The sequence below is a fragment of the Prevotella sp. oral taxon 299 str. F0039 genome (genome assembly GCF_000163055.2).
Classification (GTDB): Bacteria; Bacteroidota; Bacteroidia; order Bacteroidales; family Bacteroidaceae; genus Prevotella.
Genome location: NC_022111.1, coordinates 294,744 through 307,987, shown reverse-complemented (window position 1 = coordinate 307,987; position 13,244 = coordinate 294,744). Strand labels below are relative to the sequence as shown.

The 13,244-nt window shown below is 33.7% G+C and carries 10 protein-coding genes and 1 tRNA gene; 6 read left to right on the top strand and 5 right to left on the bottom strand.

Translation table 11 applies throughout. The features are described from left to right. Positions 1–359: 359 nt before the first annotated feature. The 3 genes from HMPREF0669_RS04125 to HMPREF0669_RS04115 form a co-directional block, all read right to left on the bottom strand. Positions 360–431, bottom strand: a tRNA-Glu gene (locus tag HMPREF0669_RS04125). Positions 432–664: 233 nt separating this feature from the next. Continuing rightward, on the bottom strand, positions 665–1,498 hold the full coding sequence (locus HMPREF0669_RS04120; RefSeq protein ID WP_009227260.1) for a glycoside hydrolase family 25 protein: 834 nt from the start codon (positions 1,496–1,498) through the stop codon (positions 665–667). Between the two features lie 91 nt (positions 1,499–1,589). Then, the gene (locus tag HMPREF0669_RS04115) at positions 1,590–3,233 is read right to left on the bottom strand and encodes a diphosphate--fructose-6-phosphate 1-phosphotransferase (RefSeq protein WP_009227259.1); all 1,644 of its coding nucleotides are present in this window, start codon (positions 3,231–3,233) and stop codon (positions 1,590–1,592) included. 299 nt (positions 3,234–3,532) lie between these two features. Between HMPREF0669_RS04115 and HMPREF0669_RS04110 the strand changes: the two genes are divergently transcribed. From HMPREF0669_RS04110 to HMPREF0669_RS04090, 5 genes are all read left to right on the top strand, one after another. Continuing rightward, complete coding sequence (locus tag HMPREF0669_RS04110) at positions 3,533–3,805, top strand: hypothetical protein (protein ID WP_020967156.1); 273 nt, start codon at positions 3,533–3,535, stop codon at positions 3,803–3,805. A 15-nt stretch (positions 3,806–3,820) separates the two neighbouring features. Beyond that, positions 3,821–4,372: a 1-acyl-sn-glycerol-3-phosphate acyltransferase gene (locus tag HMPREF0669_RS04105; protein ID WP_009227258.1), complete on the top strand. Its 552-nt coding sequence runs from the start codon at positions 3,821–3,823 to the stop codon at positions 4,370–4,372. Positions 4,373–4,377: 5 nt separating this feature from the next. Beyond that, positions 4,378–6,987, top strand: a complete 2,610-nt coding sequence (locus tag HMPREF0669_RS04100) for a hypothetical protein (RefSeq protein WP_009227257.1) — start codon at positions 4,378–4,380, stop codon at positions 6,985–6,987. A 5-nt stretch (positions 6,988–6,992) separates the two neighbouring features. Then, positions 6,993–7,286, top strand: a complete 294-nt coding sequence (locus tag HMPREF0669_RS04095; protein WP_198024638.1) for a hypothetical protein — start codon at positions 6,993–6,995, stop codon at positions 7,284–7,286. Between the two features lie 108 nt (positions 7,287–7,394). Next, positions 7,395–9,356, top strand: a complete 1,962-nt coding sequence (locus tag HMPREF0669_RS04090; RefSeq protein ID WP_020967155.1) for a YgiQ family radical SAM protein — start codon at positions 7,395–7,397, stop codon at positions 9,354–9,356. 256 nt (positions 9,357–9,612) lie between these two features. On the opposite strand, the gene HMPREF0669_RS04085 is transcribed toward HMPREF0669_RS04090, so the two are convergent. After that, on the bottom strand, positions 9,613–10,281 hold the full coding sequence (locus HMPREF0669_RS04085) for a putative N-(5-phosphoribosyl)anthranilate isomerase (protein ID WP_009227254.1): 669 nt from the start codon (positions 10,279–10,281) through the stop codon (positions 9,613–9,615). Positions 10,282–10,846: 565 nt separating this feature from the next. After that, positions 10,847–11,695, bottom strand: a complete 849-nt coding sequence (locus tag HMPREF0669_RS04080) for a patatin family protein (protein ID WP_009227253.1) — start codon at positions 11,693–11,695, stop codon at positions 10,847–10,849. Positions 11,696–11,782: 87 nt separating this feature from the next. On the opposite strand from HMPREF0669_RS04080, the gene HMPREF0669_RS04075 reads away from it, so the two are divergent. Next, positions 11,783–13,177: an aminopeptidase P family protein gene (locus tag HMPREF0669_RS04075; protein WP_009227252.1), complete on the top strand. Its 1,395-nt coding sequence runs from the start codon at positions 11,783–11,785 to the stop codon at positions 13,175–13,177. The last annotated feature ends 67 nt before the right edge of the window (positions 13,178–13,244 follow it).

Genomic DNA, 13,244 nt, shown 5'->3' with positions numbered 1-13,244 from the left:
ATTTATTTCATAATAACAAAGAAGTGATCATTACCATTCTTACCTCTTTCTACTTTGTGCAAAGATAGAAAAAGTTGCTAAATTAAGCTTTAATACGTCTGAGAAAAAGTTTGTTATTTTGATTGTAAATACAAACTTCACAAAGGGATTCATTGTAATCTACACGTAATTAAACGATTTGAAGATAATATAACTCCAATAAAATAATATAAAAGACAAGGTTATCTAGAGTTTTTTATCCTAAAAAAACACCATATTATGGAACATTTAGTGTTCTCTGGAATATAAATTATGGATAAAATATAACCTTTTTTAAAGAAGAAATGCTCAATAAGTAATAATTTCTTATGAGCATTTTGTAGTGGATAGGGGAATCGAACCCCTATGCCAAGATTGAGAATCTTGTATCCTAACCGTTAGATGAATCCACCATTATAACATCTTTTATATTGATATTATTCCTTAAGATATAGTGCAAAGGTATACATATTTTATTAAACTTCCAAAAACTATGGAATCTTTTTTATTTTCATGTTATATATAAGCACTATTTATCTACTTTATTCAATATGATTTCAATAGATTTTATAATATAGAAATGCTTTCATTCGTTAAGCTCTACTTTACTATCATTATTCTATCCTTAAGAACTTTATTAGAATCTCTACCATTCTTGCTCTTGATTTCCTATTGTCATTTTTCTTAAATCATAATATGAGCCATTATAAATATTAAAGTCTACATATCCTTTTATACCTGGGAGTTTACCTACATCAGTATGTTGCCAAAACTTCCAAGAACCTTTGTAAGCCACCTTCTCAACATAATAGTGAGCAATCCAATATGGATAATCATCAAAAACAGGTGCATTTAAATAAGCTTCTTTAAATTTATAATAAGTGTAAATAATGGGTTTTACATGATACTTATCCTCCACAATATGTAACCAAGTTAAGATATCACGTTGAAACTCTTCATTACTTTTATTTTTTTGTTTATGCTCAACATCTAAAACAGGAGGTAAATCTCCATCTTCAAGATGCACTTGTTTTAGAAAATAATAAGCTTGTTGCCGTGGACTGGTCCTATTACTCCAAAAGTGATAAGCCCCTCTTATGAAACCATTCTCACGAGCTTGATAAAAATTATCATTGAAATTTTCATCTAGTTTATTAGAGCCTTCTGTGGATTTTATTAGAATAAATTTCACTGGGCTATTCTTTATCTTAGCTGTTTTAAGTTTACTCCAATCAATATCACCTTGATAATGAGATATATCTATACCATGGATCTCGTATCCTTCGGGATATTCTGCATCTCCATACAATGCTCTCCAACGGAAACCTGTAGGACTAACGAAAAAGTAATAGAAGACCCATGCATACACAATTCCACCTAAAAAAAGTAGTAGAATCCGTACCCAGCGTGGTAATCTCTTCCAAAAGAAAACCTTATGTTTTTTTCTTGTTCTTCGTGATTGATGCCTACGAGAAGACATGATGTGCTAAAATAAAAAGAGAAATGTTGCTCTGATCAAAAAAGAGCAATCAGAGCAACATTTAACTCTAAAATAAATAAAATCTATATTCTTATTTTTCTTGTTCTAATTCAAGAGTCTTTGTAGGTTGATCGCATACCTCTGCAGGACCCCAATATTGAATTGGACCAGGATAAACATAGCATGTTTCTTTTGCCCATTGTTCACGTTGTGCAACAAATGCTTTGAAAGGCTTACCATCTAGCTCAACTAATGCCTTGCGAATAACGGGCTTCATTTCGCCATTTCTTCTTTCCATGTTCATCATCATTGTGATGGGCACACCGCCAGCTTTCCACTCATCTGTTCTAGCTGTTGTGTTCTTAACGATTGCCATATAACCTGTTTTACCGCTTGCAATAAGCAATGCTGCACTAGTTCCAAGGGCATAGCAATAGTCTGCATCAAAGTTTGAAGGAGCAGCGCAACGTCCTTCATAACCAAAGAAGTGGTGAAGAGCAGAGAATTTACCATTATATTTACCTTCTTTCTTCCATTGTGCAAGCTTAGCACCAACCATATCAGAAATAAGTTTTTCTGTTTCGATCAAAGAAACTTGAACGTTTCCGTGTGGATCTCTATCTAATGATAATTGACGAGCAACGCCTTCAGGAAGAGTTTCGAATGTAGCTCTGTTCTCTTCTGTAAGATGTGCAAGAATATAAGCACGTTGTGCATCTTTATCAAGATCTGCATAATCTGCACCATGAGCAGCTAACAAGTCATTCAACTCTTGGATTAAGCGACCAATTGCAGGAATAAACTCTACCAATCCTTCAGGAATTAGCACTACACCAAAGTTGTTTCCTTGGCTTGCACGATAAGCAACTACCTCTGCAATGTTCTCAATAATATCATTAAGTGTTTGGTCTTTAGTCTCTATTTCTTCAGATATTAAGCAAATATTAGGTTGGGTTTGTAGAGCACATTCAAGCGCAATATGAGATGCACTTCGACCCATTAGCTTAATAAAATGCCAATATTTACGAGCTGAATTACAGTCACGTTCAATGTTTCCAATAACTTCTGAATAAGTTTTCGTAGCTGTATCGAAACCAAAAGAAGTTTCAATTTGGCTATTTTTCAAGTCACCATCAATTGTTTTAGGACATCCAATAACTTGTACGCCATAGTTCTTTGCTGCATAGTATTCTGCAAGAACACAAGCATTTGTATTAGAATCGTCACCACCAATAATAACAATGGCATTGATATTTAATTGACGAATAACTTCAAGTCCTTTTTCAAATTGTTCTTCTTTTTCAAGTTTTGTTCTACCACTACCTATCAAGTCGAAACCACCAGTATTACGATAATCTTTCAATAGCTCTTCTGTGATTTCAACATAGTTATGATCAACAAGACCACCAGGTCCCATTAAGAAACCATATAGTTTGTTGTTAGGATTTAATTTCTTTACTTGATCGAACAAACCACTAATAACATTGTGTCCACCAGGTGCTTGACCACCACTCAAAATGATACCCACATTCATTTGTTTAGCATTCTCTGTTTCACCAGGAACAAATTCTACAAGAGGCATACCATAAGTATTGGGGAACAACTCTTTAATTTCTTCTTGGTTATCTACACTTTGTGTGGGAGCACCTTCCTGTACTTTCACTGCGCCTTGGAGCGCCTTTGGAAGCTTAGGTTGATAAGCTGCTCTTGCTTGTTGCAATGCACTTGTTTTCATCTCTATTATTTTATATATTCTGTTTATAAATATTTTATATTTGCAAAAATACAAGTTTTTAATGGATAATGACAGATAAAATAATAATAAAACATCTTTTTAAGAAACTTTTTACAAGAAAACCATACTTGATTTTATTTTTTTTCTATCTTTGTAAAAAATAAAATAACAACAAAACTTATTTGCATCAAGTATCCAAAAGTGTAGAATTTATTTTAAATCTAAATCTGGATAACTAATTAATTTATGGTGCTTTATCCATATATAAATAAGAACAGACCAATCAATACATTATAATTATGAGCAGTAAGAAAGATATTAAACAAACAATAAATGATGTTTGCAGAGATTTATTTGCAGAATGCATAGCAGCATCGTTATATAACAATGTTAAAAACGAAGAAAGTGTAAATACATTATTATCTTGTATTATAGCATTAAGAAATGACTTCGTATGTAGGATATCACACCTAGAGCCTGGAATTCCTCCTAAGAAATATTTCACAATACTGATAAATGAATTTGAAGAGCGAGTAAATGAAATCGTAGATCAAATATCTAACTTACATTAATTTTATATTTATTTCATGTTAAAATCAATTTGCCATTTTCTACTTTATCAAGTATTAGGTTGGAAAAAAAATGTTACGGAGGAACATCCTAATAAATATATTATCTGTTTAGCACCGCATACAAGTAACTGGGACTTTATTTTAGGACAGTTATATATGAGAGCAGAAGGCTATAAAATAAATTTCTTGATGAAGAAAGAGTGGTTTATTGGACCATTAGGCACTTTTTTCCGCAGTATAGGAGGAATCCCTGTTTGGCGCTCTAAGCACGCATCTATGACGGATCACCTAGCAGAGATGGCCAGTTTATCAAAAACTTTCACAATCTGTATCACTCCTGAAGGAACCCGATCTCTTAATCCTGAATGGAAAAAAGGGGCTTATTTCATTGCATTGAAAGCTAATATTCCTTTATTATTATATGGGGTAGATTATGAAAAAAAACTAATACAATGCACAAAAACATTCATTCCTACAGGAGATGTAGACAAAGACATGCATGAAATAAAACAATATTTTAAAGACTTTAAACCCAAATTCCCAGAGAAATTCACTATAGGAGAATAACTATAATGAGCAAAATTTGTATCTGTTTATTTTCTTTTTTATTCTTCTATTCTAATCTTTTGGGACAAGTTTCCAATGAGATAGAAAACACATGGGGAGATATTAACTATCAAAACGCCCCATGGGTAAAAAACAATTCACGACCTCATCATATTACAAAGGGACTTCAAAACAGGCACATTGCTGTGTGGGCAAGCCATGGAAGGTTTTATGATGCAAAGAAACAAACATGGAAATGGCAACGTCCTAGTATGTTTGGTACAACTGAAGACTTGTTTACTCAAACTATAGTTATACCCTATCTTATTCCAATGCTTGAGAAAGCAGGAGCCAATGTTTTTACACCTAGAGAAAGAGATTGGCAATGTAATGAAGTAATTATTGACAACGATGATAAATATAAATCTCCTTATTATGTCGAGATAAATAATTCTAAGAGCTGGGAAGCATCTCCAACCAATGGTTTTAGCAATATTCAAGGAGATTTATATGATGGAGTAAATCCTTTTATAGGAGGTACTTCAAGAATGATTAAGACCACAAAAGGAAAACAAGTTTCAAGTATTTCATATCAACCTAATATTCCTCAAGAAGGTGAATACGCTGTTTATGTTAGTTATTCAACATTAGAGAACAGCGTAGATGATGCTGAATACATCGTTTATCACAAAGGTGTTGAAACTAAAATCACAGTAAATCAAGAGATGGGAGGAGGCACTTGGGTATATATAGGTACTTTTTTGTTTGACAAAGGGTGTAATCCTTTTAATAGAGTTGTTATAACAAATCACTCTCACCACAAAGGAGTTGTAACCTCAGACGCCATTCGTTTTGGTGGAGGAATGGGCAATATCAATCGTGGAGGCATAAAAAGTGGTTTGCCACGTTGCCTTGAAGGAGCTAGATACACTGCACAATGGTCAGGTGCTCCCTACTCTGTTTATGGTGGGAAAGGTGGAGAAGACGATTATGCAGACGATATAAATAGTCGCTCTCACATGTTAAATTGGCTTGCAGGAGGTTCTGTTTACGTTCCAACTATTGAAGGATTAAAAGTTCCTTTAGAGCTTTCTTTGGCTGTACATAGCGATGCAGGCTATGCAAAAGATTTCAATTCGCTTGTTGGCTCACTTGCAATCTACACAACAGACTATAATGATGGTAGACTAAATGCTGGTATTTCAAGATATGCTTCTAAAGATTTAGCATCTTCTATGCTTAACAATCTTGTGAAAGACCTTCAACAAGAATACGGGAAATGGGCTAAGCGTTACCTTTGGGATCGCAATTATTCAGAAGCAAGACTTCCCGAAGTTCCCGCAGCGATCATTGAGACGATGTCTCATCAGAATTTCCCTGACATGTTATTAGGTCAAGATCCCAATTTTAAATTCACCTTTGCTCGTTCTTTATACAAATCTTTATTAAAGTACATCACAAATCAACATGGGGAAGATTACATTGTTGCTCCATTAACACCTAAATGCTTTAAAATTGAATTTAAAGATGAATCAAAAGTTGAATTATCATGGGAAGCAACTACAGACCACTCTGAATCAACCTCAAACGCCACTTCTTTTAATGTATATATGGCTACAGGTACAAGTGGATTCGATAATGGAACGAATATAAAAACAAACCATTATACTATGAAACTCGAGCCCAATATACAATATAACTTTTATATTACGGCTTGCAATAATGGTGGTGAAAGTTTCCCTACAGAAGTTTTATCTGCTTATTACCAACCGCAAGCAAGTGAAACTATATTGGTTATAAACGGTTTTAATCGTTTATCGGGGCCTACTGTCATCAATAATGAAAACGAACAGGGATTTGACTTAAAAGATGATATAGGTGTTTCATATGGTAAAACCCTAGGTTGGAATGGTTATCAGAAGGTTTTTTCTAAAAACAAAGCCGGCATTGAAGGTCCTGATGGGTTAGGTTTCTCTGACGAATCACTTGCAGGAAAGGTCATCATGGGAAACACTTTCAACTATACGATTGAACATACTGAAGCCATTGCCACTGCACAAAAATACAATATCGTGAGTAGTTCAAGCGAAGCAGTATTCACACGAAAGTTTAATCTTGATAAATACAAATGTATTGACTTGATTCTTGGACTTGAAAAGAGTACTGGCAATAGTTTGAAAAACTATAAAACGTTCACTCCCAATATGCAAAAACTTTTGCAACAATACACCCAAAAAGGTGGTTCTCTTATTGTTAGCGGAGCTTATGTCGCATCGGATATGAAAACATTTAGCGACAAACAGTTCTTAGAAAACACACTTAAGGTTAATTATAGTCCTACAGATAGTTGTAAAAACAACTCATATATAACTGGATTAGGGTTAAATCTTAATTTATATAATTATTATAACGACACACATTACGCTGCTCCTAAAACTGATATCATTCATCCATTACCCTCTGCAATTTGTGCAATGCAATATGCAGACCAGACTAGTTCTGCTGTAGCTTATAAAGGTTCAGACTATTCTTGCTTTACCATGGGATTCCCTTTTGAATGTATTATTGATAAAGACACACGTAATAAACTCATGAGAGGTATTCTTAATTATTTATTAACGCCCAAACAAAAATAATTATGATTTATAAAATACAAGCAAATTCAAGTGGTAGTAAGTTTATTGAGGTGAGCGATGAGCATCTCAAAACAATACAAAAATATTCTTTGTTTCGTAATCTTGTTGATAGTAATGGCATTATTGATGAGGATTTATTAGATAAATTACGACTCAACATACGCTCTCTTCTAGGAAACGAAGATAATACAAGTAAAGAGTTATTAGACCTTTGTCTTGACGTTATATATCATAAGTACATGAAAGCTTTTGGACTCCACCAACTTATGCTTTTATATATCCAAGAAATAGAAAAATAATTTAGCATTTAAATCATTTCAAATGTCACTTGAATCCTATTTAATATAGGTAAAAATCATTCATTATACAAATTAGTTATTTAGAGTTCAAATTTCGATAAAATAGTTTTGGAAAGCAAATACTTACTTACCGACTTCCTACCCACAACAAAGAAAGAATGTACCTTGCGTGGTTGGGATGAATTAGATATTATTCTATTCACTGGAGATGCATACATAGATCATCCTTCTTTTGGTCCTGCCGTTATCGGACGCTCTATAGAAGCTGCAGGATATCGCATCGCAATCGTCCCACAACCAGACTGGCATGGAGATTTCCGTGACTTTAAAAAGCTTGGAAAACCACGTCTTTTTTTTGCAGTTTCGCCTGGGAACATGGATTCTATGGTGAATAAATATACTGCCAATAAACGATTAAGATCTGAAGATGCCTATAGTCCTGATGGAAGACACGACTGTAGACCTGACTACCCTTCAATTGTTTACACACAAATATTAAAAAAACTTTTTCCAGATGTTCCCGTTGTTATTGGTGGTATCGAAGCTTCTCTACGTCGTGTCACTCACTTTGACTACTGGCAAAATAGGCTTAGAAAGTCTATTTTATGCGACTCTGGTGCAGACATGCTATTATATGGTGTTGGAGCAAAATCTATTCTTGCTCTTGCAGAGGCTATTGAACAAGGTCGAAACATCAAGAAAGTCACCGAAATTCCACAAACAGTATATCTTGCAAGTAAAGATAATATACAAGGAGGGATAACAGATAAGGATATCATCTTGCATAGTTATGAAGAGTGTTTACAAAACAAAAAGGCACATGCAGAGAACTTTAAGTATATAGAAGAAGAGTCTAACAAAATGCATGCCCAACGACTTTTGCAAGAAGTCGACGGAAAATATACGGTTGTTAACCCACCATTCCCTACTATGACCACAGCAGAACTCGATGCAATGTTCGACCTTCCTTACACACGTTTGCCTCATCCTAAATATAAGAACAAACGTATTCCTGCATATGAGATGATTAAATTCTCGGTAAACATTCACCAAGGCTGTTTCGGAGGATGTTCTTTTTGCACAATATCTGCCCACCAAGGTAAATTTGTAACTTGTCGTTCTAAAGAAAGTATCATTAAAGAAGTGAAACAAATAATAAGTATGCCCGACTTTAAAGGATATCTTTCAGACCTTGGAGGACCATCTGCCAACATGTATGGAATGGCTGGTAAGAACCAAAATATATGCGAGAAATGTAAACGCCCATCATGTATCAGTCCTAAAGTTTGTACAAACTTAAATACTGATCACACCAAAATACTTGAAATATATCGTGCAGTTGATGCTTTACCTGGATTAAAGAAGAGCTTTATAGGTAGTGGTGTAAGATACGATTTATTGCTTCATAAAAGTAAAGATGATAAAACTAACGCTGCAGCAAAAGAATATATACACGAACTTATCACCAAACACGTTAGTGGTCGTTTGAAAGTTGCACCCGAACACACTAGTGATGATGTGTTAGGACTAATGAGAAAACCTTCTTTTGAGCAGTTCTATGAGTTTAAAAAGATATTCGATAGAATCAATAGAGAAGAAAATTTAAAACAACAAATTATTCCTTATTTCATTAGTAGTCACCCTGGTTGTAAGCCTGAAGATATGGCAGACTTGGCGGTAAAGACTAAAAATCTAGACTTTAAGCTAGAACAAATACAAGACTTTACCCCTACTCCAATGACAGTTAGTACAGAAGCATGGTACACGGGCTATCATCCTTATACTTTAGAGCCTATATATAGTGCTAAGACTCCAAAAGAAAAGTTGGCACAAAGGCAATTCTTCTTCTGGTACAAACCTGAAGAACGAAGAGGAATTGAACAAGAATTAAGAAAAATTGGTCGTGCAGATCTCATTCAACAACTTTTCGACAAGGCTCCAGCTCCAAAGTTTAACAATCCTAGAAAGCCATCTGATCAAAGGAATAAGTCGAATGAAAAGAAGTCATATAATCCCAACTTCGCACCCAAAAGCAATAAAAAAGAAGGAAGAAGAAAAAGAAGTAGATAATAAGAGTAAGATATTATCATAGAAAAAACATATCCAACTATGGTTTGGATCTTTATAATTATAAACTAAAAGGCTTCAAAGAGAGTATTATTGCTATATATTTAGATACAGCTGTAATACTCTTTTTTTCATAGTACAATCTTTCTTCAAATATGATAGCTAAACTTTTACATTGCAGACATCATTTCAATGCCTTAATTGGTCACTACAATCTTCGACAAAACACATTACTAATTTCCTAGAAACCAATATATCTTTATAGAAATTGTTGTAAAGATTTTAGTTTTTCAATATCTTTTAATCTTTCTTTCGTCTCTATTTCAGAATCCACATTCAATCCTAAAAACGCTTCATTTTTTATTTCTCTAAGAGAATTTAGTATTGTTGTGTCTATCAATCCGCCAACTAAAAAAGGAAGAGGAGATACAAAACGATTCAAGGCATCTACTGTTTTAGAAAGATTTTGAGTTGAGAATAAATCTGGATTAAAATTAAAAAAGATCATATCGGCATGACCTTTAAAAGGCAAAGCCTTACTAAAATCGTCATAAGAATTTACCTCTATTGTTTTTATTACATCTAAAGAAGGAACAATATCGTCAATAACTGTAGCTTTTAAGTTATCTATCATCACCGTATCCTCATCACCATTTAGTTGAACTCCAGTAAGTTTAAAGTTATAAATACGTGTAATAATATTTTGAGGCATATCGTCTTTAAATACCCCAAAGGTCTTAACATTAGTAAAAGATAATATCTTATTATTTTTCTTTATGGTATCTATTTGAAGAGAACTATAGTCTGGTTGTATTCCACTATAAGAAGAGTACATCTTGACAAAACGTGGATTCCCCTGTTCAAAGTTAAATCCTATGCATTCAACTCCTTGCTCTATCACTGCACGAATATTCTCTTTTTCGTACATTCCGCACACCTTTAATATCATAAAACGTTATTTTGTCCTTTGAAGTTTACTTACTTTTATCGCTACCAATAATAATATTACTGCAAAGATATTGTGTTTCTGCTTAAATAAAGAGGATTACTGCAACATTTTAATTAAACCTAAGATAAGATATTAGATTTTCTATAACTATTTTCCTTGAATCCTGCATCATTCTTACATAGCAAAGTTAGTAAATAAAAAGAACATACCAACATTCTATAAAACTATATTCACTCTCTGTATGCTTTCTTTGACAACCTAACACAATGGGCATAACCAAAGAAATAAACAAAATTTGTAAAAGTGTTTGTATTCTACTAAGCTTTTAAAGCATAACTTTTACATTGCAAAAGCAACGTTTTTAGACCCTTATATCAATGCTTTTAGGGCGTAAAAGCAATACTATTACAACTGCATAAAATTAAGACAAGAAAACAATTAAATAATAACATCTTAAATAGAGATATCAAAAGTTTCGACAAGAGAGGCAAAAAATATTTAGATATCTTATTCCATCTCATCCAAGAGCAACAATATATTATTTTTATTTATCCCAATGCTGTCTACAAAATAATTCTCCTTGTTCAAAACCTTCTTCATATAAGTCTTCAAGTTTAGTGACATCTCGTTCTATTCTATTCACTTCTAAAGGACGAATAGGACGAACACACAGAATTTTCCCTTCATTTTCGAGACGCTCTATCAAATCTAATTGAGCATTATAAACAGCTATTCGCCTACTTAGTGCAACTCTAAGACGAGGAAATTTCTTATAGATAAAACGAGGAATTTTGTAATCTTTTGATGTGTTTCGATATCCTCTATTCCGTGTTAGCACTACAACATTAGTAGAATGTCCCGTCTCTATTGATCTTAAGACAGGAATACTATCCACAATTCCACCATCAAGCATAGGAATGCCGTCAACTGTAACAATCTTACTTACATAGGGTAAACTCGACGATGCCTTCACAATATCAAGCACTCTCTGCTTGTCTTGCTTTTCAACAAGATACATAGCCTCTCCCGTTAAACAGTTAGTTGTAACTATTTCAAAGGTTGAAGGATTATTGAAATAAGCTTCAAAATCATAAGGAAGATAATAGTTTGGCAAGTCTTCGTATAACAATTTCTGATCAAAAATACATCCTTGAGAGAATAAATGCCTCAATCCAATATAATCATAACGAGCTAAAAAATCTATATTTGTCATTCTAGCCCGACGATATTGCTTACTTATATACGACATTCCGTTCCCTGCTCCAGCCGAAACAGCAACTACATAATCAAAATAAAGATTATGTTTCATAAATGCATCTAATACACCACTGGTGAAAACCCCACGCATACCTCCGCCTTCAAGTACAAGTCCTACGTCTGATGTTATATCCATAAGAAAACAATTAAAGTTGTGACAAAGTTACATAAATTGAACTATTTTTCGTAACTTTGCGATATATATTAAATAAATCTTTTTAATATGTTTGACAAAAATACATACATTAAACGCCGTGAAACGCTAAAAAAGCTGGTAAAGAGTGGTATTATCATATTATTTGGCAATAACGAATCGCCTTGTAACTATCCTAATAATGCTTATTCACCATTCAGGCAAGACTCTTCTTTTCTTTATTACTTTGGTGCTAATAGAGATGGATTAGTAGGAATAATAGATATAGACAACAACACAGACACTCTTATTGGTAATGACGTTGACATTGACGATATAGTGTGGTTGGGTCCTGTTGACTCGGTTAAAAATATGGCCTCAGCTGTAGGAGTTGAGCATACTGCGCCTTTAAAAGAATTAAAACATATTTGTTGTGATGCTTTAAAGAATAAAAGAGAAGTTCATTTCCTTCCTCCTTATAGGTCGGATATAATGATATTGATATATGACCTTTTAGGTATTCATCCTAATCAACAAAAAGAAAAGGCTTCTTTATCACTTATAAAGGCTGTTGTTAAGATGCGTTCTGTTAAGGAACAGCAAGAAATTGAAGAAATTGAACGTGCTTTCGAAATTGGATATTTAATGCACACAACAGCGATGAAACTTACAAAAGAAGGCGTTACTGAAAAATTTATCAGCGGACAAGTTGATGGTATTGCCAATTCTTATGGTTCAAAGGTTAGCTTCTCTACTATCTTTACACAAAGAGGTGAAATTCTACATGGCGCTCCTACAATGGAAAAACTAAAGAATGGAAAACTTGTTTTATGCGATTGCGGTGGCGAAACCATTAATAACTATTGTTCCGACCATACTAGAACATATCCTGTTAATGGCAAATTCACTCAAAAACAATTAGATATTTATTCTATTGTAGAAGCTGGACACGACTTAGTTCTACAAATTGCAAAACCTGGTGTAAAATGGTTTGATGTTCACATGGAGGTTTGTAAGCTTATGACAACTCGTCTGAAAGAACTTGGTTTAATGAAAGGTGACGTAGAAGAAGCTGTGGTTTCTGGAGCACACGCTTTATTCTTACCTCATGGTTTAGGTCACATGATGGGACTCGACGTACACGATATGGAAGGATTAGGACAAATATACGTAGGTTATGACGACGAAATTCAACCTTCAACACAATTCGGAACAGGATCACTTCGTATGGGTAGACGAATTGAAGAGAACTTTGTTATCACGGATGAACCTGGTATTTACTTCATTCCTGCACTTATTGACGAATGGAAAGCAAAGGGAATTGGAAAAGATTTCATTAACTTTGAAGCTCTAGAACAATATAAAGACTTTGGAGGAATTCGTATTGAAGATGATGTTCTCATAACAAGAGATGGTTGTAGATTTATTGGAAAGACAGAAATTCCATATCACCCTAAAGACCTCGAAGCTTTAATGAACCAATAAAGAATATTTAGTTCCTCAAGACAACGATATATTGCATAAATAAAACATAATTATATAAATTGAAAAA